18 protein-coding genes are annotated in these 23,303 nt (G+C 72.4%); 6 read left to right on the forward strand and 12 right to left on the reverse strand.

Annotated elements, in window-relative coordinates:
- Positions 1–9: 9 nt before the first annotated feature.
- From murG to rsmH, 9 genes are all read right to left on the reverse strand, one after another.
- Positions 10–1,098, reverse strand: coding sequence for an undecaprenyldiphospho-muramoylpentapeptide beta-N-acetylglucosaminyltransferase (gene murG, locus ACIBTU_RS16325; protein ID WP_399126804.1), 1,089 nt, complete (start codon positions 1,096–1,098; stop codon positions 10–12).
- 6 nt (positions 1,099–1,104) lie between these two features.
- Complete coding sequence (ftsW, locus tag ACIBTU_RS16330; RefSeq protein ID WP_399126806.1) at positions 1,105–2,415, reverse strand: putative lipid II flippase FtsW; 1,311 nt, start codon at positions 2,413–2,415, stop codon at positions 1,105–1,107.
- 90 nt (positions 2,416–2,505) lie between these two features.
- The gene (gene murD / locus ACIBTU_RS16335) at positions 2,506–3,948 is read right to left on the reverse strand and encodes a UDP-N-acetylmuramoyl-L-alanine--D-glutamate ligase (protein ID WP_399126808.1); all 1,443 of its coding nucleotides are present in this window, start codon (positions 3,946–3,948) and stop codon (positions 2,506–2,508) included.
- Positions 3,930–5,003: a phospho-N-acetylmuramoyl-pentapeptide-transferase gene (gene mraY / locus ACIBTU_RS16340; RefSeq protein ID WP_188339410.1), complete on the reverse strand. Its 1,074-nt coding sequence runs from the start codon at positions 5,001–5,003 to the stop codon at positions 3,930–3,932. Before mraY ends, murD begins: the two co-directional genes overlap by 19 nt.
- The gene (gene murF / locus ACIBTU_RS16345) at positions 5,000–6,421 is read right to left on the reverse strand and encodes a UDP-N-acetylmuramoyl-tripeptide--D-alanyl-D-alanine ligase (RefSeq protein WP_399126810.1); all 1,422 of its coding nucleotides are present in this window, start codon (positions 6,419–6,421) and stop codon (positions 5,000–5,002) included. Before murF ends, mraY begins: the two co-directional genes overlap by 4 nt.
- Positions 6,422–6,425: 4 nt before the next feature.
- Positions 6,426–8,081 carry a UDP-N-acetylmuramoyl-L-alanyl-D-glutamate--2,6-diaminopimelate ligase gene (locus ACIBTU_RS16350; protein ID WP_399126812.1) on the reverse strand — a complete coding sequence of 552 codons (1,656 nt, stop codon included), beginning with the start codon at positions 8,079–8,081 and terminating at the stop codon, positions 6,426–6,428.
- Positions 8,082–8,185: 104 nt separating this feature from the next.
- Positions 8,186–10,150, reverse strand: a complete 1,965-nt coding sequence (locus ACIBTU_RS16355) for a peptidoglycan D,D-transpeptidase FtsI family protein (protein ID WP_399126813.1) — start codon at positions 10,148–10,150, stop codon at positions 8,186–8,188.
- A 4-nt stretch (positions 10,151–10,154) separates the two neighbouring features.
- Positions 10,155–10,796: a septum formation initiator family protein gene (locus ACIBTU_RS16360; RefSeq protein WP_399126814.1), complete on the reverse strand. Its 642-nt coding sequence runs from the start codon at positions 10,794–10,796 to the stop codon at positions 10,155–10,157.
- A gap of 36 nt (positions 10,797–10,832) precedes the next feature.
- Complete coding sequence (rsmH, locus tag ACIBTU_RS16365) at positions 10,833–11,789, reverse strand: 16S rRNA (cytosine(1402)-N(4))-methyltransferase RsmH (protein ID WP_399126815.1); 957 nt, start codon at positions 11,787–11,789, stop codon at positions 10,833–10,835.
- 312 nt (positions 11,790–12,101) lie between these two features.
- Between rsmH and ACIBTU_RS16370 the strand changes: the two genes are divergently transcribed.
- From ACIBTU_RS16370 to ACIBTU_RS16385, 4 genes are all read left to right on the forward strand, one after another.
- Positions 12,102–12,644 (forward strand): beta-class carbonic anhydrase, encoded by a 543-nt coding sequence (locus tag ACIBTU_RS16370; protein WP_399126817.1) that lies wholly within the window; start codon positions 12,102–12,104, stop codon positions 12,642–12,644.
- Between the two features lie 257 nt (positions 12,645–12,901).
- Positions 12,902–13,945, forward strand: a complete 1,044-nt coding sequence (locus tag ACIBTU_RS16375) for an AAA family ATPase (RefSeq protein WP_399126818.1) — start codon at positions 12,902–12,904, stop codon at positions 13,943–13,945.
- The gene (locus ACIBTU_RS16380; protein ID WP_399126820.1) at positions 13,945–15,345 is read left to right on the forward strand and encodes a DUF58 domain-containing protein; all 1,401 of its coding nucleotides are present in this window, start codon (positions 13,945–13,947) and stop codon (positions 15,343–15,345) included. The genes ACIBTU_RS16375 and ACIBTU_RS16380 overlap by 1 nt, the downstream gene beginning before the upstream one ends.
- Positions 15,342–17,753 (forward strand): DUF3488 and DUF4129 domain-containing transglutaminase family protein, encoded by a 2,412-nt coding sequence (locus ACIBTU_RS16385; RefSeq protein WP_399126821.1) that lies wholly within the window; start codon positions 15,342–15,344, stop codon positions 17,751–17,753. Before ACIBTU_RS16380 ends, ACIBTU_RS16385 begins: the two co-directional genes overlap by 4 nt.
- 194 nt (positions 17,754–17,947) lie before the next feature.
- Here the strand turns inward: ACIBTU_RS16385 and ACIBTU_RS16390 are convergent, their stop codons facing one another.
- The 3 genes from ACIBTU_RS16390 to ACIBTU_RS16400 all read right to left on the reverse strand — a co-directional run bounded on the left by ACIBTU_RS16390 (position 17,948) and on the right by ACIBTU_RS16400 (position 20,196).
- Positions 17,948–18,361 (reverse strand): DUF3040 domain-containing protein, encoded by a 414-nt coding sequence (locus ACIBTU_RS16390; RefSeq protein ID WP_399126823.1) that lies wholly within the window; start codon positions 18,359–18,361, stop codon positions 17,948–17,950.
- 275 nt (positions 18,362–18,636) lie between these two features.
- On the reverse strand, positions 18,637–19,461 hold the full coding sequence (locus ACIBTU_RS16395) for a methyltransferase (protein ID WP_399126824.1): 825 nt from the start codon (positions 19,459–19,461) through the stop codon (positions 18,637–18,639).
- 165 nt (positions 19,462–19,626) lie between these two features.
- Positions 19,627–20,196 (reverse strand): SAV_6107 family HEPN domain-containing protein, encoded by a 570-nt coding sequence (locus ACIBTU_RS16400; protein WP_399126826.1) that lies wholly within the window; start codon positions 20,194–20,196, stop codon positions 19,627–19,629.
- Between the two features lie 169 nt (positions 20,197–20,365).
- Between ACIBTU_RS16400 and ACIBTU_RS16405 the strand changes: the two genes are divergently transcribed.
- Both ACIBTU_RS16405 and ACIBTU_RS16410 read left to right on the forward strand, forming a co-directional pair.
- A complete protein-coding gene (locus ACIBTU_RS16405; RefSeq protein ID WP_399126827.1) occupies positions 20,366–21,214 on the forward strand; it encodes an ATP-binding cassette domain-containing protein in 849 nt (282 codons plus the stop codon).
- Complete coding sequence (locus ACIBTU_RS16410; RefSeq protein ID WP_399126829.1) at positions 21,186–23,270, forward strand: YhgE/Pip family protein; 2,085 nt, start codon at positions 21,186–21,188, stop codon at positions 23,268–23,270. Before ACIBTU_RS16405 ends, ACIBTU_RS16410 begins: the two co-directional genes overlap by 29 nt.
- Positions 23,271–23,303 lie beyond the last annotated feature (33 nt).

The raw sequence follows: 23,303 nt of genomic DNA on the forward strand, positions 1-23,303 counted from the left end.
GTACGTCCGCTAGTGACGCGAGTTGATCGCCTCGTACACCATGCCGACGAGCAGGTCGTCGGCGTCCCGGCGGCCGAACTCGGAGGCGGCGCGGGACATCTCGTACAGCCGGTGCGGGTCGCCGAGGACGGGCAGGACGTTGCCCTGGACCCACTCGGGGGTCAGTTCCGCGTCGTCGACCAGCAGGCCGCCGCCCGCCTTGACCACCGGCTGGGCGTTCAGCCGCTGTTCGCCGTTGCCGATGGGCAGCGGGACGTAGGCGGCCGGGAGCCCGACGGCGGAGAGTTCGGCGACGGTCATCGCGCCCGCGCGGCAGAGCATCATGTCGGCCGCGGCGTACGCGAGGTCCATCCGGTCCACGTACGGTACCGGGATGTACGGGGGCATCCCCGGCATCTGCTGGACCTGCGGCAGTTCGTTCTTCGGGCCGACCACGTGCAGGATCTGGATGCCCGACTGCTGGAGCAGCGGGGCGACGCGCGTGACGACCTCGTTGAGGTGCCGGGCGCCCTGCGAGCCGCCGGAGACAAGCAGCGTCGGCAGGTTCGGGTCGAGCCCGAACGCGGCGCGGGCCTCAGGGCGCATCGCGGCCCGGTCCAGCATGGCGATGGTGCGGCGCAGCGGGATGCCGATGTAGCGGGCCCCCCGCAGCTTGCTGTCCGGGGTGGAGACGGCGACCCCGGCCGCGTACCGCGAGCCGATCTTGTTGGCCAGGCCGGGCCGGGCGTTGGCCTCGTGCACCACGATCGGCACACCGAGCCGCTTGGCGGCGAGATAGCCGGGCAGCGCCACGTAGCCGCCGAAGCCGACGACGGCGTCGGCCTTGGTGCGCTCCAGGATCTGCTCGGCGGCCTTGATGGTTCCGCGCAGCCGCCCCGGGACCGTGATCAGTTCAGGGGTGGGCTTGCGCGGCAGGGGTACGGCGGGGATCAGCGCCAGATCGTAGCCGCGCTCCGGTACGAGACGGGTCTCCAGGCCGCGCTCCGTGCCGAGCGCCGTGATCCCCACGGTCGGGTCCTGCCTGCGCAGGGCGTCCGCGAGGGCGAGCGCCGGCTCGATGTGGCCGGCGGTCCCCCCACCGGCGAGTACGACATGCACCGAAATTCACCGCTCTCCGGACGAACGCGCCTGAGCGCGCCGTCGCATCGTGTTCCATCTCATCCGTGGCTGCCGCATGGCGAGGGCCGCCCGCGCCGCCGGTTCGTCCCGCGCGAACGCGATCAGAAGTCCTACGGCGAACATGGTCGGCAGCAGCGCCGAACCCCCGTACGAGAACAGCGGGAGCGGGACGCCGGCGATCGGCAGCAGGCCGAGCACCGCACCGATGTTGACCACGGCCTGCGCCGTGATCCAGGTCGTCACGCCACCCGCGGCGTATCGAACGAAGGGGTCCTCCGTGCGTCCGGCCACGCGGATACCCGCATAGCCTAGAGCCGCGAACAGGGCGAGCACCGACAGCGTCCCCGCCAGGCCCAGTTCCTCACCGGTGATGGCGAAGATGAAGTCGGTGTGCGCTTCGGGAAGTTGACCCCATTTTTCCACACTCGCCCCCAGGCCAGAACCGAAGAGTCCGCCGGAGGCCAGGGCGTAGATCCCGTGCAGTCCCTGCCAGCACAGATCGTCCGGTCCGGCGTCGGCGCGGCCCAGACAGGCCAGGCGCGCCATACGGTTCGGGCTGGTCTTGATGAGCATGATCCCGATGGCGCCGGCGACCGCGAGCACCCCGACGAACAGCCGGGTGGGGGCGCCCGCCAGCCACAACAGGCCGAAGAGGATGGCTGTGAGAAGGATCGCGGTTCCCATGTCGCCGCCGAGCATGATGAGTCCGAGCAGCAGGAAGGCGACGGGGACCAGCGGCACCAGCATGTGCTTCCACTGGGTCAGCAGCCGCTTGTCGTGCTTGCGGGCCAGCAGGTCCGCGCCCCACAGGATGAGCGCGAGCTTCCCGAACTCGCTGGGCTGCAGCATGAAGGGGCCGCCGAGCGAGATCCAGTTCTGGTTTCCGTTGATCGACACTCCTATCCCCGGGATCTGCACGAGGACCATGAGGAAGACGCTGACGGCGAGGATCGGGTAGGCGAGCGCGCGGTGCAGCTTGACCGGCATCCGCATCGCGACGAGCAGCAGGATCGTGCCGAGGACGGCCGCGACGAACTGCTTGCGGAAGAAGTACGAACTGGACAGGCCCATCTGCAGGGCCGTGATCATCGAGGCCGAGTAGACCATCACGAGGCCGAGCACGGTGAGCAGGGACGCGGCGCCGAGGATCAGGTAGTACGCGGTGAGCGGCCGGTCCCAGGCGCGGCGGGCGCGCCCGTAGAAGGTGCGCACGGGGTTGACGCGCGCCCGGTAGACCTTGCTGGTCCTGCGGGGCGGTGCGGCGGGGCGCTTGGTCGTGCGGGCACTACCGGGCATTGCCGCTCCCCCGGGCCCCTGAGCCTTCCGTCAACGCTGCCACGTCCCCTCCCGAGGGTGCCCGGCGTCACCGGGCACCCGGGGGTCCCCTCAGACGCTGGTGGCGCCGAGTTCGCGGACCGCTGCCGCGAACGCCTCGCCACGCTTGTTGTAGTTGGTGAACATGTCCATCGACGCGCAGGCCGGGGCCATCAGGACCGTGTCGCCCGGGCGGGCGAGCCGTGCCGCCTCCCGCACCGCCGCCGACATCGCCCCAGTGTCGGTCCGCTCGAGGTCGACCACCGGGACTTCCGGGGCGTGTCGCTCCAGGGCTTCGCGGATCAGCGCGCGGTCCTGGCCGATGAGCACGACGCCGCGCAGCCGCTTCGCGGCGCCCGTGACGAGCTCGTCGAAGGTCGCGCCCTTGGCGAGGCCGCCGGCGATCCAGACGATGGACTCGTACGCGGCCAACGAGGCCTGCGTGGCATGAGTGTTGGTGGCCTTGGAGTCGTCGATGTACGCGACCCCGTCGACGTCCGCGACGTGCGCGATGCGGTGCGCGTCCGGCGTGAAGTTGCGCAGTCCGTCGCGGACGGCCCGGGGCTCGACGCCGAAGGCGCGGGCGAGGGCGGCGGCCGCGAGGGCGTTGGCGATGTTGTGCGGGGCCGGCGGGTTGACGTCGGAGATCTCGGCGAGCTCCTGGGCGTTCTTCTGCCGGTCCGGGGCGAAGGCGCGGTCGACCAGGATGCCGTCGACGACGCCGAGTTCGGAGGGGCCCGGGGTGCCGAGGGTGAAGCCGATCGCGCGGCAGCCCTCCTCGACGTCGGCCTCGCGGACCAGGTCCTCGGTGGCCTTGTCCGCGACGTTGTAGACGCAGGCGACCTGATTGCCCTCGTAGATACGGCCCTTGTCGGCGGCGTACGCCTCCATGGAGCCGTGCCAGTCGAGGTGGTCGGGCGCGAGGTTCAGGACGGCGCCGGAGTGGGCGCGCAGGGAGGGCGCCCAGTGCAGCTGGTACGAGGAGAGCTCGACGGCGAACACGTCGTAGGCGTCGTCGCCTTCGAGGACGACGTCGACGATCGGGGTGCCGATGTTGCCGACGGCCGCCGTGCGCAGGCCCGCCGCCTCCAGGATGGAGGCGAGCATCTGGGTCGTGGTGGTCTTGCCGTTGGTGCCGGTGATCGCGAGCCAGGGGGCCGCGTCCGGGCCGCGCAGCCGCCAGGCGATCTCGACGTCGCCGACGACGTCGACGCCCTTCTCGGCCGCCGCTTCGAACAGCGGCGACGAGGGCTTCCAGCCGGGGGAGGTCACGACGAGTTCCGTGCCCTCCGGGAGCGTCTCGGCGTCCCCGAGCCGTACGGCGATGCCCTCTTCGGCGAGCAGGGCGGCCTTCTCGCGGTGCGCGTCGCTGTCGCCGCCGTCGACGACGGTCACGGACGCGCCGAGGCCGGCCAGGGCGCGGGCGGCGCTGAGGCCGCTCACGCCGAGACCGGCGACGGTGATGTTCTTGCCGTTCCAGGAAACCTGGGGCGTGGTCACTTCTTGGCTGCCCATCCTGCGTAGAAGAGGCCGAGTCCGACGATCACGCACATGCCCTGGATGATCCAGAAGCGGACCACGATGAGGACTTCGGACCAGCCCTTGAGTTCGAAGTGGTGTTGCAGCGGCGCCATGCGGAAGACGCGCTTGCCGGTCATCTTGAAGGAGCCGACCTGGATGACCACGGACATCGTGATGAGGACGAACAGGCCGCCCAGGAGCGCGATCAGGAGCTCGGTGCGCGAGCAGATCGCGAGACCGGCCAGGGCGCCGCCGAGGGCGAGCGAACCGGTGTCGCCCATGAAGATCTTGGCGGGCGAGGTGTTCCACCACAGGAAGCCGAAGCAGGCGCCCATCAACGCGGAGGCGACGACGGCGAGATCGAGTGGGTCTCTGACCTCGAAACAGGCGGCCGGGTTGGTGAGGGTCTGCGCGTTGGCGCAGGACTCCTGGAACTGCCAGACGCCGATGAAGGTGTAGGCGCCGAAGACCATCACGGAGGCGCCGGTGGCGAGGCCGTCGAGGCCGTCGGTGAGGTTCACGCCGTTCGACATCGCGAGGATCATGAACAGCGCCCAGACGACGAAGAGCACCGGGCCGATCGTCCAGCCGAAGTCCTCCACGAAGGAGAGCTTGGTGGAGGCGGGGGTGTTGCCGCGCACGTCCGCGAAGTTGATGGCGAGCAGCGCGAAGGCGATGCCGACGATCAGCTGGCCGGCCATCTTGGCCTTGGCCCGCAGACCGAGCGAACGCCGCTTGACGATCTTGATGTAGTCGTCGAGGAAGCCGACCAGGCCCATGCCCGCCATCAGGCCGAGCACGAGCAGACCCGACAGGGTCGGGGCCGCGCCGGTGATCAGCTTGCTGAGGAAGTACGCGATGAGGGTCGCCAGGATGAAGGCGATACCGCCCATCGTCGGCGTACCGCGCTTCGCGTGGTGCTCGCGCGGGCCGTCGTCCCGGATGTACTGGCCGTAGCCCTTGCGGGCCAGCAGCTTGATGAGCAGCGGCGTCCCGACCAGGGTCAGGAACAGGCCGATCACACCCGCGAAGAGGATCTGCTTCATCATCGGGCATCAGCCCCGGCGTCGATGCCGCTGTCGAGCAGCGCCTGTGCCACGCTCTCCAGGCCCACCGACCTGGATGCCTTCACGAGCACGACGTCTCCCGGGCGCAGCTCGCTGCGCAACAGGTCGATCGCCGCCTGTGCGTCGGACACGTGCACCGACTCCTCACCCCACGAACCCTCGTTATAGGCGCCCAGTTGCAACCAGGACGCTTCCCTGCCCCCGACTGCCACGAGCTTGCTGACGTTGAGCCGGACGGCGAGCCGTCCGACGGCGTCGTGCTCGGCCAGCGACTCGTCGCCGAGCTCGGCCATCTGCCCGAGCACCGCCCACGTACGACCCCCCTCGGCCCGTCGGGCCTGACCCATGGCGGTGAGCGCGCGCAGGGCGGCTCGCATGGACTCGGGGTTCGCGTTGTAGGCGTCGTTGACGATCGTGACGCCGTCCGGACGCTCGGTGACCTCCATCCGCCAGCGGGACAGGGTGCCCGCCTCGGAGAGCGCGAGGGCGATCTCCTCCACGGACATGCCAAGGTCGTGGGCGACGGCGGCCGCGGCGAGCGCGTTCGACACGTGGTGCTCACCGTACAGGCGCAAGGTCACTTCGCTGCACCCGGAGGGTGTGTGAAGGCTGAAGGCGGGCTGCCCGTTCTCCGTGAGCCGGACATTCTCGGCGCGTACGTCGGCGTCGGCGGCCTCTCCGAAGAGGAGCACCTTCGCCCGCGTACGGGAGGCCATGGCCCGCACCAGGGGGTCGTCCGCGTTGAGGATCGCGGTGCCGTCGGCGGGCAGCGCCTCGACGAGTTCACCCTTCGCTTCCGCGATCTGCTCGCGGCCGCCGAACTCGCCGATGTGCGCGGTGCCGACGTTGAGGACGAGGCCCACCTTGGGAGGGGTGAGGCCGGTGAGATACCGGATGTGGCCCTTGCCGCGGGCGCCCATCTCCAGGACGAGGAACTTCGTGTCGTCCGCGGCGGAGAGGGCGGTCAGGGGCAGGCCGATCTCGTTGTTGAACGAGCCGGGGGTGAAGACCGTGGGGGCCTTGCGCCGCAGCACCTGGGCGATGAGGTCCTTGGTGCTGGTCTTGCCGGCCGAGCCGGTCAGCGCGACGAGCGTCGCGCCGAGGCGGGCCACGACGTGCCGGGCGAGCGCGCCGAGCGCGGCCTGGACGTCGTCGACGACGATCGCGGGCACGCCGACGGGGCGGGACGCCAGGACGGCGGCCGCGCCCTGGTCGACGACCTGGCGCGCGTAGTCGTGGCCGTCGACCCGCTCACCTGCAAAGGCCGCGAACAGGCTGCCGGTCTCGACCTTGCGCGAGTCGATGACGACCGGCCCGGTGACCCGGACCGACTCGTCCGGTATGTCGTACGTCTGCCCGCCGACGACTGAGGCGATCTCGGCGAGGGAGAGGGCGATCACAACTTCATCCCTGGGTCTGCTCGATGGCTTCGCGAAGCACCAGGCGGTCGTCGAAGGGACGCACCACCCCGGCGATGTCCTGTCCCTGCTCGTGGCCCTTGCCCGCGACGAGCACCGTGTCGCCGGGCTCGGCGCGCGCGACGGCGGCGGCGATGGCGGCGGCCCGGTCCTCGAAGACCTGGACCTCGCCGCGCTCGTGCGCCGGCACGTCGGCGGCGCCCGCGAGCATCGTGGCGAGGATCGCGAGGGGGTCCTCGCCGCGGGGGTTGTCGGAGGTGAGGATGGCCGTGTCGGCGAACCGCGCGGCCGCGGCGCCCATCGGCATCCGCTTCGTACGGTCCCGGTCGCCGCCGCAGCCGAGCACGATGTGCAGCTTGTTCTCGGTGACCTTGCGCAGCGCCTTGAGGACGGACTCGACAGCGTCCGTCTTGTGCGCGTAGTCGACGACGGCCAGGTACTTCTGGCCGGCGTCCACCCGCTCCAGGCGGCCCGGCACGCCGGGGACGGCGGCGACGCCGTCGGCCGCGGTCTGCGGGTCGATCCCGGCGACGGCGAGGGTGACGATCGCGGCGACGGTGTTCGCCACGTTGAAGGGGCCGGGCAGCGGGGCCCTGGCGGTGATCCGCTCGCCCGCGGGGCCGACGACGGTCAAGGTGGAGCCGAGCGGCCCGACTTCGACGTCCTCGGCGCGCCAGTCGGCGTCCGGGTGGCCCTCGGCGGAGAACGTGACGACCGGGACCTCGGACTCCTCGACGAGCCGGCGCCCGTACTCGTCGTCGTAGTTCACGACGCCCTGTTTGCTGCGCGCCTTCGTGAACAGCTGCGCCTTCGCCCGGAAGTAGTCCTCCATGTCGGAGTGGAACTCCATGTGCTCCGGGCTGAGGTTGTTGAAGACCGCGACGTCGAAGACGCAGCCGTCGACCCGGCCGAGCACGAGGGCGTGGCTGGAGACCTCCATGGCGACGGCGTCGACGCCGCGCTCGCGCATGACGGCGAACAGAGCCTGGAGATCGGTGGCTTCGGGGGTGGTGCGCTCGGACTTGATGCGTTCGTCGCCGATGCGCATCTCGACCGTGCCGATGAGCCCGGTGGAGCGGACCTTCTTGAGGCCGCCCTCCACGAGGTAGGCGGTGGTCGTCTTGCCGGACGTGCCAGTGATGCCGATCTGCAGCAGGCCCTTGCCGGGCCGGCCGTAGATGGTGGCGGCGAGTTCGCCCATGCGACCGCGCGGGTTCTCCACGACGAGCGGCACGAGTCCGGCCTCGGTGACGCGCTCGGCGCCCGCCGGGTCGGTCAGCGCGGCGACCGCGCCGAGGGACGCGGCCTGCGCGGCGAAGTCGGCGCCGTGGGCGCGGGCTCCGGGCAGGGCTGCGTACAGGTCGCCTGGGCGCACCGCGCGGGAGTCGTGGGTGATGCCGGTGATCTCGGCGGCTTGCGCTGGTGCGGCGACACCCAGCTGATCGGCGAGTTCCGCGAGGGGTGTGGCGGAGACCTCGACCGGCCGCGGCGGCCCGGGATATGTCACGGGTGCGCCCTTCTGGGTGGTTTGGGACTGATCAGCGTGTGGCACGGCGGTGAGCGTACCGGGCGCACCGGCCCCCGAGCGAAGCGAGGGGCGTGGCGCGGGCTGGTTCCCTGGATCGGGGGTGATGGTAGTCACGGGCTCTTCAGGCTGTTCTCGCGGGGCTTCGGGCGGTTCTCACGGGGTGGGGGACGGCCGTGATCACGACCGGCGGGCGGCCGGTCACGGCGTGTCATGGCAGATCATGGCTGGAAAGTGACGGGGAGCCGCGCGGACTTGGCGCCCGTGGGCGGCACCTGAAGCGTCTTCAGGGCGAACTCCATGACCTGCTTGTAGATGGGACCGCAGATCTGGCCGCCGAAATAGCTTCCCTTCGTGGCGTTCTGGATGGCGCAGTAGACGGTGATCCGGGGCTTGTCGGCGGGGGCGAAGCCGGCGAACGAGGACGTGTAGCCCTTGTAGCGGCCGGTGGCCGGATCCACGCGGTTGGCCGTGCCCGTCTTGCCGGCGACGCGGTAGCCGGGGATCCGGGCCTTGGTGCCGGTGCCCTCTTCGTCGTCGACGACGGACTCGAGCATCTGGGCGACCGTCTTCGCGGTCTTCGCGCTCACCACGCGGGTCTTCTTCGGCGCGGGCGCGGGCGTGAACTTTCCGTCGGGTCCGGTGGTGCCGCGCACCAGGCTGGGCTCCACGCGGACGCCGCCGTTGGCGATGGTCGAGTACACGGAGGCGGCCTGGATCGCGTTGATGGAGAAGCCCTGGCCGAACGGGATCGTGTACTGCTGCGAGGTCGACCACTTGGCGGGCGGGGCAAGGATGCCGGCCGTCTCGCCGGGGAAGCCGAGCCCGCTCTGCTCGCCGATGCCGAACTTGCGCAGGTACGAGGCGAGGGTGCGGTTCGCGGCGGGCTGGGTCTTGCCGAGTTCGCCGGTGGCCAGGATGGTGCCGATGTTGCTGGACTTGGCGAGCACGCCGTTGAGCGTGAGGTGCCAGGTCGGGTGGTCGATGTCGTCCTGGAAGAGCCGGTCGCCGCGGTGCAGCCGGTTGGGGACGGTGACGTGGGTGGCCGGGGTGGCCACGTTCTCCTCCAGGACCGCCGCCATCGACATGACCTTGGCGGTGGAGCCGGGCTCGTAGGCGTCCTGGAGCGCCGCGTTGCCGAGCGCCGACGGGTTGGCCTTCGACAGGTCGTTCGGGTCGAAGCCCGGCGCGTTGGCCATCGCGAGGACCTCGCCGGTCCGGGTGTCCTGCACCATCACGTACCCACGGTCGGCCTTGGACTTCCCGACCTGCTCGGTGATCGCTTTCTGGGCGGCCCACTGGATGTCGCGGTCGATGGTGAGCTCCACGTCGGCCCCGGGCACGGCGGGCTGCTCGTTGCTGCCCGCCGTGGGCACCTGCTGACCGCCGGACTGGGCGTAGCGGATCTTGCCCGCCTTGCCCGCGAGCTCCTTCTCGAGCTGCTGCTCCAGGCCGCCGCCGCCCTTGCCCGCGGCGTTGACCCAGCCCAGCATGCCCGCGGCCAGGTCCCCGTTGGGGTACACGCGCTTGCTGCTGGGGTCGGCGAGGACACCGGCGAGGACACCCGCCTCGCGGCCCTCGGCGTTGGCCTTCTCGTTGAGCGCCGAGCGGAGGTCCTTGATCTGCTTCCAGACCTGCGGGGTGCGGCGCGCCGCGAGCCGCACGTACCGGGTGTCCTTGGTGCGCAGCCGCTTCGCGAGGGTGTCGGCCTCGACGCCGACGATCGGCGCGAGGAGCGCCGCCGCCTGCTCGGGCGCGTCCTTCACCCCGGTGATCTTCTCGGTGAACAGCGTCGGGTCGGCGGTGATGTCGTACGCGTCGACGCTGGTGGCGAGCGCGACCCCGCCGCGGTCGGTGATGCCGCCGCGCTCGGCCGCGATGGTGTGGCTGACGTAGCGGTTCAGCTCGGCCTTGGCCGCGTACGCGTCGGCGTCGACGCCCTGCACCTGCAGCAGGCGGACGACGAAGGCCAGGAGGACGAGGGTGAGGCCGAGGCTCACCATGCGCAGCCGGGGCCGGGGGCTGCCCAGGCGCAGCGGTGCCGAGCCCTTGGGGGGCGCGGGGCGCGGGCGGCGGGCGGCGGGGCGCGGGGCGGGGGCCGGGCGGCGCTGCTGCGCGGGGCGGCCGGTGCCGGCCGGGCGCGCGGGGCCGGGCACCCGGCGGCGCGGGGGCTCCCTGTCGGTCATGGCGTCACCTGCCGGAGGTCGAGGGGGCGGGGGCCGACGGCGTCTGCGGCCGAGGCGGTGCCGACTGCTTCGGATCCGGCTTCGCCGAGGTCTGCGGGGACGCGCCGGTGCTCGGGGTCGGCGACCCGGCGGGCGTGGCCGGGGGCGACGCGGGGCGGCGCACGGGCGCGGGTGCGGCGGCGGGGCTCGCGTTGCCCTTCACGATGCCGGAGGGGCTGAGGAACGCGGGGTCGCCGCCGGGGACCATGCCGAGCTCGCGGGCGCGGCGCAGCAGGGCGTCGGGCGCGGAGTAGGAGTCGACCTCGCGCTGCAGTTCCTGCTCGTCGTCGGTGAGCTCGGTGGTCTGCTTCTTGAGCTTGCTGAGCCTGAACGATCCTTCGTTGAGCGAGGAGTTCAGCATCAGGAGCATGATCAGGCCGCCGCCGAGCAGCAGCACGACCAGGAGGACGAAGGGGGTACGGGCGGCCTGGGCGCCGCCGGACGGGGCGACGGGCAGGAAGCGGGCGAGGCGGGCGGCGCCGGTGCGTGGCGGGGTCGCGCCCGAGGAGCCGCGCGGGCGGGGCGCGCCGCGGGAGGGTTTCGCTCCCGTGCCGCCCCGGGGTTCCCGGGGAGTCCCGGGTCCTTTCGAGCCGTTCGCCGCACTCATGCCCACCCCTCCACGCGCGCGTGCCTCACTCGGCGTTCATCCCTGGACGTCCTCGCGGATGCGCTGCGCACCCCGCAGCCGTGCCGGGGCGGCCCGGCGGTTCTCGGCGACCTCTTCCTCCGTGGGGAGTTCGGCGCCGCGCGTGAGCAGCTGGAGTCGTGGCTGGTACTGCTCGGGGACCACGGGCAGGCCGGGCGGCGCGGTGTTGGCGGCGCCGGCCGCGAAGACCTGCTTGACCAGCCGGTCCTCCAGCGAGTGGTAGGACAGGACGGCGATCCGGCCGCCGACCGCGAGCGATTTCACCGCGGCCGGGATGGCCCGCTCCAGGACGCTCAGCTCGCCGTTGACCTCGATGCGCAGGGCCTGGAAGGTGCGCTTGGCGGGGTTGCCGCCGGTGCGCTTGGCGGCCTGCGGCAGGGAGTCGCGGATCAGCTCGACGAGCCGCGCGCTGTTGCTGAACGGCTCCTTGTCGCGCTCGCGCACGATCGCCGAGACGATCCGCTTGGCCTGCTTCTCCTCGCCGTACTGGCGCAGGATTCGCACCAGTTCGCCCGGCGGGTACGTGTTGAGGACCTCGGCGGCGCTCACGCCGGTCGTCTGGTCCATGCGCATGTCGAGGGGCGCGTCCTGCGCGTAGGCGAAGCCGCGGTCGGCCTCGTCGAGCTGCATGGAGGAGACGCCGAGGTCGAACAGGACGCCCTGGACGCGCGGGATGCCCAGGCGGTCGAGCACCTCGGGCAGCTCGTCGTAGACGGCGTGCACGAGGGTGGCCCGGTCGCCGAAGGGGGCGAGGCGCTCGCCGGACAGGCGCAGGGCCTCCTTGTCGCGGTCGAGCGCGACGAGCCGGCAGGAGGGGAACGTCGAGAGCAGGGCCTCACTGTGTCCGCCGAGGCCGAGCGTGCAGTCGACGACGACCGCTCCCGGCTGGGCCAGGGCCGGGGCCAACATGTCCAGGCAGCGCTGGAGCATGACCGGGACGTGTCGCTGACTCAAGAGGCCCTCTCAGGTCCGGCGTGGCGGGCCGTACGTATGTGCCGCGCACGCGGGGAGCGTCCGGCGGCGCCGGGATCTCCGTATTGCTTCGTCAATGGGGTTCGGCGTCACTTTAGTCCACGGCGGGGCGCGGTCAATCAACCGGCCTGCGCGTCGCGGGCCGGGTCGAGCCGAAGCCGCGTACCGGCCGAAATCACCCGACCGGTCGAGGTCCGGGCACTCCTGTGGGTTAGCTCACAACAAGGCACGATCATGTTCTTTGTCCTCCCTCACAGGAGGCCCACGGCACCTGTGAGCACTACCTTCATAAGCATGACGACTTCCGCATCCCTCCCCTCCGAAGGCGCCATAGCGGCCGAGGGCACCGTGACCGACCGCCTCGTCGAGGCGAACGGACAGTACGCGTCCGCGTTCTCCGACCCCGGCATGGACGCCCGTCCCGTGCTGCACGTCGCCGTGGTCGCCTGCATGGACGCCCGTCTCGACCTGCACGCCGCGCTCGGCCTGGAGCTCGGCGACTGTCACACGATCCGCAACGCGGGCGGCGTCGTGACCGACGACGTGATCCGCTCGCTCACCATCAGCCAGCGCGCCCTGGGCACCCGCAGCGTGGTCCTCATCCACCACACCAACTGCGGCCTCGAGGGTCTGTCCGACGACTTCCGGCACGACCTGGAGATGGAGGTCGGCCAGCGCCCGAGCTGGGCCGTCGAGGGCTTCCGCGACGTGGACCAGGACGTGCGCCAGTCGATCCAGAAGGTGCGCACCTCGCCGTTCCTGCTGCACACCGGCGACGTCCGCGGCTTCGTGTTCGACGTGAAGACGGGCCGGCTGCGCGAGATCGCCCCGGCCTGAGCGGCGCCGATGCCGGACCCCGGGCTCCCGCCCGGGGTTCCCGATCCGCCGGCGTTCCCCTCAAAAGGCTGTAAGCCCTGACATATCGCGGCCAGTTGTCCACAGGCGAGTGACACGAACCGGTAACGCCAACAAGAATGCGGGTGTGGCACCCCGCGTGAGCTACGGAACCTTTCGCGCGCGGTGTCCGTGTTTCGGGGTGGGCCGGTCCGCATCGCAGAGCGTCGGCCCGGAAAGTACGGGCCGAGGAGGGCCGGGTGACGACCTATGACGATCGAGCGAGCCTCACTGATCTGACCACCACTGTGGAGCGGGTGCGCAGGTCGGTGGAGAGCGTGATCGAGGGCAAGCCGGAGGTCGTACGGCTTTCGCTGACGGTGCTGCTCGCCGAGGGACACCTCCTCATCGAGGACGTCCCCGGCGTCGGCAAGACGATGCTCGCCAAGGCGCTCGCGCAGTCCATCGACTGCTCGGTGAGCCGCATCCAGTTCACGCCCGACCTGCTGCCCTCGGACATCACGGGTGTGTCCATCTGGGACCAGCAGCAGCGTGACTTCGAGTTCAAGCCCGGCGCGATCTTCTCGCAGATCGTGATCGGCGACGAGATCAACAGGGCCTCGCCGAAGACCCAGTCCGCCCTCCTGGAGTCCATGGAGGAGCGTCAGGTCACCATCGACGGGAAGAGCTACGAGCTGCCGAGCCCCTTCATGGTGGTGGCCACGCAGAACCCGGTCGAGATGGAGGGCACGTACCCGCTGCCCGAGGCGCAGCGCGACCGCTTCATGGCCCGCGTCTCCATCGGCTATCCGAGCCCGGAGGCCGAGCTGCAGATGCTGGACGTGCACGGCGGTGTCTCGCCGCTCGACGACCTGCAGCCCGTGGCGCACGCCCACGAGATCGTGAAGCTGGTCGACGCGGTGCGCTCGGTGCACGTCGCCGACCCGGTGCGGCGGTACGCGGTCGACCTGGTCTCCGCGACCCGCACGCACCCGGACCTCAGACTCGGCGCCTCCCCGCGCGCGACGCTGCACCTGCTGCGCGCGGCCAAGGCGTCCGCGGCCCTCAGCGGCCGGGAGTACGCGCTGCCCGACGACGTGCAGGCGCTGGCCGTCGCCGTCCTCGCGCACCGCCTGCTGCCCACGGCCCAGGCCCAGCTGAACCGCCGCACGGCCGAGCAGGTCGTGCTCGACATCCTCCAGCGCACCCCCGTCCCGGCCGCCGACTCGCGCGCGCCCGGCGCCTTCGACCACACCCCGCCCCCGGCGTACGGCGCGCAGCCGCCCGGCTCGCGGAGGATCTGATGTCGGCAGGGGGGCACTACGCGGCGGGGCCGGGGGGCGCCTTCGCCGACGGGGACGGGCCGGGCGACGACCGGGGCGACCGCAGCGGGCTGCGCACCGCGCTGGCCGGGCTGACCACGCGCGGCCGCTCCTTCCTCGCGGCCGGCATCGCCGCGGCGATCTGCGCCTACGTGCTGGGGCAGAGCGACCTGCTGCGCGTCGGACTGCTGCTCGCGGTGCTGCCCCTGGTCTGCGCCGGCGTCCTGTACCGCACCCGCTACCGGGTCGCGGGCAGCCGCCGCCTCACCCCCGCGCGCGTACCGGCGAGCTCCGAGGCCCGGGTGCAGCTGCGGATGGACAACATCTCGCGCCTGCCCACCGGCCTGCTGATGCTCCAGGACCGGGTGCCCTACGTGCTCGGGCCGCGGCCCCGCTTCGTGCTCGACCGGGTCGAGGCGGGCGGCCGCCGCGAGGTGTCCTACCGGGTCCGCTCGGACCTGCGCGGCCGCTATCCGCTGGGCCCGCTCCAGCTGCGCCTGACCGACCCCTTCGGCATGTGCGAGCTGACCCGCTCCTTCTCCTCGTACGACACCCTGACCGTCATCCCGCGCGTGGAGGCGCTGCCCCCGGTGCGGCTGTCCGGCGAGGCCAAGGGGTACGGGGAAGGGCGGCAGCGCTCGCTGGCGCTGGCCGGCGAGGACGACGTGATCCCGCGCGGGTACCGCTACGGCGACGACCTGCGCCGGGTGCACTGGCGCTCCACGGCGCGCTACGGGGAGCTGATGGTGCGCCGCGAGGAGCAGCCCCAGCGGGCCCGCTGCTCGGTGCTCCTGGACACGCGCGGCGCGGCCTACCAGGGCGCGGGCCCGGACTCGGCCTTCGAGTGGGCGGTGTCCGGCGCGGCCTCCGTCCTGGTGCACATGATCGAGCGGGGCTTCTCGGTGCGGCTCCTGACGGACCGGGGCGGCGCGGTCGCGGGCGAGGGCGGTGACGGGTTCACCGGTTCCGGCCAGGAGTCGGCGGACGCGGCGGGCCTGCTGATGGACACGCTCGCGGTCGTCGACCATTCCGACGGCTCGGCCCTCTCCCCCGCCTACGACGTGCTGCGCGGGGGCAACGAGGGGCTGCTGATCGCGTTCTTCGGCGATCTCGACGAGGAGCAGGCCGCGATCGCCGCCAAGATGCGGCGGCGCAGCGGCGGCGCGGTGGCCTTCGTGCTGGACAGCGAGGCGTGGATCCAGGGTCCGGGGGCGCAGGTGTCACCGCGGTGTGCCGAGCGGCTGCGGCTGCTGCGGGAGGCGGGCTGGACCGCGGTGGGGGTGCCCTCGGGCGCCTCCCTCGCAGAGATGTGGCGACAGGCGGACCAGGAGCGCTCGGGCGTCCTGTCCGCGTCGCAGGGCGGCAGTGGGGGCTGGGCATGAGCGGCGGTACGCGACTTTCGATCAGCGCGACGCTGGCGACGTTCCTGGCCACCTGCGCCCTGCTCCCGCTGGTCGACAGGTCGACGTGGATCGTGCAGGCCGCGATCCTGCTGGTGATCCAGGCCGCGGTGGGCGCCGCGGCCCGGCGGGTGCCGCTCGCGCGGGCGCTGACGGTCACGGTGCAGGCCCTGGTCAGCCTGCTCCTGCTGACGCTGGTCTTCGCCCGTGAGCAGGCCCTGGGCATGGTGCTGCCGGGCCCGGAGGCGATCCGGCACTTCGGTGCGCTCCTGGAGGCCGGCGGCGACGACGTGAGCCGGTACATGATCCCCGCGCCGCTGTCGGAGGGCATCCGGCTGATGCTGGTCGGCGGCGCGCTGGTGATCGGCCTGGCGGTGGACGCGCTGGCCGTGACCTTCCGCAGCGCGGCCCCGGCCGGGCTGCCGCTGCTCGCCCTGTACTCGGTGGCGGCGGGCCTGTCGGAGGGCGGCACGGACTGGCTGTGGTTCCTCCTCGCGGCCGGGGGCTATCTGCTGCTTCTGCTGGCCGAGGGCCGCGACCGGCTCTCGCAGTGGGGCCGGGTCTTCGGCGGCGCCCGCCGGTCGGGGCCCGGTGGGCGGTCCCCGATGGCGGACGGCGGGGGCGGGGCGCTCGCCCCGGTCCGCACGGGCCGCCGGATCGGCGTACTGGCGCTGGGCATCGCCCTGGTGGTGCCGCTGGCGCTGCCGGCCCTGGACGGCGGCCTGCTGGGCCCGTCGGGCAAGGGTGTGGGCAGCGGCCCGGGCGGCGGCGGCACGATCTCCGCGGTCAACCCGCTGGTCTCGCTGCAGAACAGCCTGAACCAGCCGGAGGACCGCCAGGTCCTCGCCTACCGGACGGACGCGGAGCAGACCGCCGACCTGTACATGCGGATCGTGGCGCTCGACGAGTTCGACGGCACGAGCTGGCGGCCTTCGGTGCGCAGCATCACGGACGTCCCCTCCCAGCTGCCCACGCCGCCGGGTCTCGGCCCGGACGTGCGCCGCACGGAGATCGAGACGCGGATCGCGGCCGCCGACTGGTACGCCCAGGACTGGCTGCCGATGCCGTACCCGGCCTCCGAAGTGTCGATCGACGGCCGCTGGCGGTTCGAGCAGGTGGGCCGCACGCTCGTGGGCGACCACGGGCAGACCACCCGCGGGAAGTCGTACACGGTCAAGTCGCTGATCGTGCAGCCGACGCCGCAGCAGCTGGCGAACGCGGGCGAGCCGCCCGCCGACATCGCCCGCGAGTTCACGAAGGTGCCCGACTCGCTGCCGGACGTCGTGCACGCCACGGCCCGCAAGGTCACGGAGGGCGCGTCCAACAACTACGAGCGCGCGGTGAAGCTCCAGGACTGGTTCGCGTCCGAGGGCGGCTTCACGTACAACACGCAGGTGTCGGCGGGCAGCGGCTCGGCGGCGATCGCCCGGTTCCTGAAGCAGAAGGAGGGCTTCTGCGTCCACTTCTCGTTCTCGATGGCGGCGATGGCGCGGACGCTGGGCATCCCGGCCCGGGTCGCGGTCGGCTTCACACCGGGCTCGCCGGAGGGTTCGGGGCGGTACTCGGTGGGGCTGCGGGACGCGCACGCCTGGCCCGAGCTGTACTTCGAGGGTGTGGGCTGGACCCGCTTCGAGCCGACGCCGACCCGGGGCACGGTCCCCGAGTACACGCAGCAGGACACCCCGGCGGACGACCCGAGCAATTCGGCGGCGCCCAGCGAGGACGCCTCGGCGGCCCCGTCGGCGGCGGAGCCGTCCACGTCGCAGAGCTGTTCGCTGATCGAGCGCAAGGAGGGCGGTTGCAACAGTGCGGCGCCCGCCGTGGTGGGCGGCTCCCCGGACGACGGTCCGCCGTTCGGCACGATCCTGCTCGTCTCGCTGGCGGTGCTGCTCGTGCTCGTGGTGCCGTCGCTGCCGATGCTGTGGCGGCGGCGGATCAGAGCGCGCCGGCTCGGCGCGGCCGGCCGTACGGACGCGGACGTGGTCGGGCGGACGCTGGCGGCCTGGCGTGAGCTCACGGACACGGCGTGGGACCACGGCATCCCGCCGGACGACTCGCAGACCCCGCGCGGGACGGCGGCCCGCATCGTGCGGCTCGGCAGACTGGAGCCGGACGCGGCGGAGTCGGTGCAGCGGGTGGCCGCAGCGGTGGAGCAGGTGCTGTACGCGCCGCAGCCGCGCCCGGTGGCGGGTCTCGGCGAGGACGTGCGGCGGGCGCACGACGGGCTGCGCGCGAAGGTGAGCCGCAGGACCCGGTGGCGGGCACTGCTCGCGCCGCGCTCGGCCGTCCGGGTGGTGTGGGCGCTCTCCCAGCGCCAGGAGTCCCTCCGGGTGACCGCGCGCGCCCGCTGGGCGGCGTTCCGTTCCCGCCCCTCGGGCCAGCAGGGCTGAGGAAGGGGACGAGGGCCCCGGCCGTGATCGGCCGGGGCCCTCGTCCATGCCAACACCGGGACGGACCGAAGCCGACGACGTCTCTTACGCACAAAGGGTGACCACGCACGAAGGGTGACCACCCGGCGAGGTGGTCACCCTTCGTGCATACACGTCATCTGCATACGAAGCTTCCGCACGCGGAGTCGATCGGCTCAGTGGCCGCCCTGCTCGTCCCTGCGCTTCTGCCAGCGCTGCTCGATGCGGTCCATCATCGACCGCTTCTGCCGGCCCTGGCGCCGCGCCGCGGGTGCGCCGGGCGCTCCCGGCACGGCTCCCGCCGGCTGTTCACCCGGCTTCGGCGCCTTGCGCCAACCGGTGACGGCGAGCACCGCACAGCCCAACATGACGAGGAACCCCACCACGCTGATCCAGATCTGTGTGAGGACCATTCCAGTCATGAGGAGCGCGATACCCACCAGGAAGCCCGCGACTGCCTGGTAGACCCGACGTCGGGTGTACGTACGCAGCCCGCTTCCCTCAAGCGCTGTCGCGAACTTGGGATCTTCGGCGTACAGCGCTCGCTCCATCTGCTCGAGCATGCGCTGCTCGTGCTCCGAGAGCGGCACGGAGTCCTCCTCATCGTGCAGTCGCCGGGGCGACCGGGGGTCCCCTTCAGGATAGGCAGGGAATCGCCCCCGTGAAACCCGCCCCTCTACGCCAACTTCACCATCGCGGACCGCCGCACGCCGCTCCGGCTCACGGGGTCGTCATTCCCCGACGTCCGGCTCGTCATGCCCGGCGGTCTCCCTCGATCATACGGCGCCGAGCGCCGTATCGGGGGGCCTGTTGCCTACTCCATCTGCCGCTGCGCCGCTGATCAGCGCGGGATCACGGGAGTGGCTCAGGCCCCTTCGGCCGTCCGCTTCTCGCCGAGCACGTGCAGCTGGGTCGCCACGGCGTGGAAGGCGGGCAGCTCGGCGGCCGCGGCCTCCAGCTTCAGGAGCTCCTGGAGCGCGCCCGGCTCGGTGTCCACGAGGACGCCGGGGACGAGGTCGGCGAAGACCCGCACGCCGTGCACCGCGCCGACCGTCACCCCGGCGTCGGCGACGAGTCCGGAGAGCTGCTCGGCGGTGAAGCGCCGGGGCACCGGGTCGCCCTCGCCCCAGCGGCCCGCCGGGTCGCCGAGCGCCTGCCGGGCCTCCTTGAAGTGCCCGGCCAGGGCCCGCGCGAGCACGGCGCCGCCGAGACCGGCGGCGAGCAGGCTGAGCACACCGCCGTCGCGCAGCGCGCCGACCGCGTGGTGCACGCCCTCGGCCGGCTCCTCCACGTACTCGAGGACGCCGTGGCACAGCACCGCGTCGAACGCGTCGTGCTCGACGACGTCGAACAGGCCGGAGATGTCGCCCTGCACACCGCGCACCCGGTCGGCGACGCCCGCCTCGGCGGCGCGGCGCTCGAGCGCGAACAGCGCGTTCGGGCTGGGGTCGACGACCGTGACGCGGTGGCCGAGCCGGGCGACGGGCACCGCGAAGTTCCCGCTGCCGCCCCCGGTGTCGAGGACGTCGAGGCTGTCGCTTCCCGTGGCCTTGGCGCGCCGGTCGAGGGCGTCCGTGAGCACGTCCCAGACCACGGCCGTCCGCAGCGCGGCACGGGGCCGGGGCGGCTCGGCGCGCTGCGGCGTCGGCTGCGGCTGGGACGAGACGGGCGGGCGCATCGGGTCCGACACGGCTGAGACTCCTCGGCGCGGCTCCGGCTGGTGGCGGAGCGTGAACAGGTTCGGGCGCCTCCACCCTAATGGGCCGGGGCGGACGCCCACGCCATCAGCGTCGACCGCTCACATACTGGTCGGTCCCGCCCCGCGCGGCCGGTCCCGCGGCGGCCGCCCGGCCGGTCAGCCCGCGTCGGGCACCTCCCGGCGGGCCGGGCGCTCGTCGTCCTCCTGGCGGGGCTGCGGAAGGACCGGTTGCAGAACGAGCAGGCGCTCGACGAGGCGCAGGAACATCGCCACGTCACGGAGCAGGTCGTCGGCGTCGCGCGGGCTCGCTGCGCCGCGTATGCCCGCCTCGGCGCGGGCCCTGCGGGTGGCGCCCGAGGCGAACAGGGCGCTCCATTCGGTCAGCTCGGGGGCGATCTCGGGGAGGACCTCCCAGGCGCTGCGGATCCTGGCGCGGCGCCGGGGCGTGGGCTCGGGCCTGCCGCGGGCGGCGAGGACGGCGGCGGCGGTGCGCAGGGCGGCGAGGTGGGCCGTCGCGTACCGCTCGTTCGGAGTCTCCAGGGCGGCGGCCTCGTCGAGTCCGGCGCGGGCCTGGGCGAGCAGCTCGAGGGCGGCGGGCGGGGCACCGGCCCGGCGGAGCACCGGGTGGACGTCGCTCGCCGGTCCGGTCAGTGAGGGGGCATGGGCAGGGCCGGTGGCGGCACGGCGGCCTGCGGCGGCTGCGGTGGGTGCCTGATGTCCAGCCATGACGAACCTCCTGTCGTCTGTGTGACGGCGCAGTGGCCGTATGTGCCCATCGTGGGGTACGCCACTGACAATCCGGCCTGACCTGCGCTTTTGCTTCGTTCAGAGGTTCGGGCTATTTTTGTACTGACCAGTCAGTTCAAAAGAGGTAGTTCGAAAGAGGGGGGCGGTCGTGGACGCGGACGGCCGGGAGGACGGCGCCGCCGTCTCCGCCGCGGGGTTCGGGTTGAAGGGGCCGCGCGGCTGGGCGTTCCGGGGCGTGGACATCGACGCCCCGGCCGGAGCGCTCGTCGCGGTCGAGGGCCCGTCCGGGAGCGGGCGGACCTGTCTGCTGCTCGCGCTGACGGGGCGGATGCGGCCGAGCGAGGGCACGGCCCGGGTCGGCGGCCTGCGGCTGCCGAAGCAGATGGCCGCCCTGCGCCGGGTGAGCGCGCTCGCGCACGTGCCGGGGGTGACGGACCTCGATCCGGCCCTCACCGTCGCGGAGCACCTGAAGGAGCGGGCCCTGCTGCAGCGACGCTTCGGCGGGGGGCTGCGCGGGCTGCTGCGGCCGCGCGCCGAGCGGGTGACCGAGGCGAAGCTGCGGATCGACTCCGCGCTGACCGCCGCGGGCCTCGACCGCGAGAGCCTGCCGAAGGGGTCCCGTACCGCCGTGCGCGACCTGGAGCGGACCGAGGCGCTACGGCTCTCGCTCGCCCTCGCGCTGATCGGCCGGCCGCGCCTGATCGGGGTCGACGACACCGACCTGAAGCTGTCGGACGCCGAGCGGGTCGCGGTCTGGGAGCAGCTGCGGTCGATCGCGGCCGCCGGCACGACCGTGGTGGCCGTGTGCAGTGAGGCGCCCGCGGACACGATCGTCGTCTCCACCGCCCCGGCACGCGCCGAGGCCGAGGCCACGAGCAAGGGCGCGTCGGAGGAGACCGTCGAGAAGACCTCCGAGAAGACCGACAAGAACGACGACGACACCGACACCGACGGGGGGACGACGGCCGATGCGCTCGCCGAAGCTGGCCGCTCTTGAGCTCAGGCGCTTCGGCAGGGGGAAGCTGCCGCGCGCCGCGCTCGTCGCGCTCCTCCTGCTGCCGCTGCTCTACGGGGCGCTCTACCTGTGGTCGTTCTGGGACCCGTACGGGCGGCTCGACAAGATCCCCGTCGCGCTCGTCAACGACGACAAGGGGGCGACCGCCGCGGGCCGGAAGATCACGGCGGGCGACGACATCACCAAGGGGCTGTACGAGAGCGACACCTTCCAGTGGCACGAGGTCAGCGCCGCGCAGGCCTCCAAGGGCGTCGAGGACGGCACGTACTACCTGTCGCTGACGATGCCCGCGGACTTCAGTGAGCGGATCGCGTCCAGTTCCGGGGACGCTCCGGAGACCGGCGCCCTGAAGGTGCGCACGAACGACGCGAACAACTACATCGTCGGGCAGATCTCCCGGACGGTGTTCTCCGAGGTGCGCTCGGCCGCCTCCACGAAGGCGTCGCGCAGCTTCCTGGACAAGATCTTCATCTCGTTCTCGGACATCCACGACGCCACCCAGAAGGCGGCGAAGGGCGCGGACGACCTCAAGGGCGGCATCGGCAAGGCCAAGAAGGGCTCCAAGGACCTCGCCGACGGCCTGAAGGACGCCAAGAAGGGCAGCGGCGACCTGGCGAGCGGCTTGAAGAAACTCGACAAGGGCGCCAGCGACCTGGAGACCGGGTCGAAGCAGGTCGCGGCCGGCACCCGGACGCTCGCCGGCAAGGTGAACGGCACCGCCGACAAGGTGCTGCCCTTCCTGAAGAACAACAAGAAGCAGATCGCCGACACCGCCCGCCTGGTCGCCGACTCCGCCAAGGGCGTGCGGCACAACCTGGACACCCTGGTGAAGGTCGCCCCGACCGCCCGCAAGGGCGCACACGCGGGCTCCGACATCCTGGGTGCGATCTACGAACAGCGCTGCGAGAAGGCGCTCCTCGACGACCCGGCCTGCCCGGACCTCAAGAAGGCCGCGACGGCCGCGGACGACGTCGCCACGGTCTCCGACGACCTGGACACGCTCATCCAGGACGAGCACGGCAACCTGACGCTCATGGACCGCCATCTGGCCACGCTCCAGAAGCAGTCCGAGGAGCTCGCCCGGCGCGCCCCGACCCTCGACCAGGACGTCGAGAACGCGGTCGCGCAGATCAACCGGCTCGACAAGGGCGCGGGCCAGGTCGCCGCCGGCGCGAAGCGGCTGCACACCGGGCTCGGCACGGCGCACACCGGCTCGACGGCACTCGACAGCGGTGTCGGCAAGCTGAAGACCGGGGCGAACGACCTGAACGGCGGCATGTTCAAGCTCGCCGACGGCTCCGGGAAGCTCGCGGGCGGTCTGCACGACGGCGTCGAGCAGATCCCCGACTACGACAAGCAGGACCGCGACCGGCGCACCGACGTGATGGCCGACCCCGTCCAACTGGCCTCCCAGTCGCTCCACAAGGCGCCCAACTACGGGACCGGTTTCGCGCCCTACTTCATCCCGCTCTCCCTGTGGGTGGGCGCGATGGTCGCCTACATGCTGATCCAGCCGCTCAACCGGCGGGCTCTCGCCGTCGGCGCCTCCTCCTGGCGCGTGGCGCTGGCGGGCTGGCTCCCGGTGGCCGTGCTCGGCCTGCTCCAGGTCGGCGCGCTGATGGCCGTACTCCACTGGGCGCTCGGCCTCCAGATGCTGCACGCGGCCGGCACGATCGGCTTCCTGTGCCTGGTCACGGCGTGCTTCGCGGCCATCGTCCAGTGGCTGAACGCCCGCTTCGGCGCGGCGGGCCGCATCCTGGTGCTCGCGTTCCTGATGCTCCAGCTGACCTCGGCCGGCGGCACGTACCCCGTGCAGACGAGCCCGGGCTTCTTCAACGCGCTGCACCCCTTCCTGCCGATGACCTACGTGGTCGAGGCGCTGCGCCGGCTCGTCTCCGGAGGCGGGCTCGGCCCGGTGTGGCAGGCGTGCGCGGTGCTGACCGCGTTCACCCTCGGCGCGCTCGCGCTGACGGCCCTGAGCGCCCGCCGCAAGCAGGTGTGGACGCTGGACCGGCTGCACCCGGAGCTGAGCCTGTGAGCGCGGCCACAAGGGCACCTGTGAGAATCGGGG

It is taken from the genome of Streptomyces sp. NPDC050145 (assembly GCF_044460245.1).
Classification (GTDB): domain Bacteria; phylum Actinomycetota; class Actinomycetes; order Streptomycetales; family Streptomycetaceae; genus Streptomyces.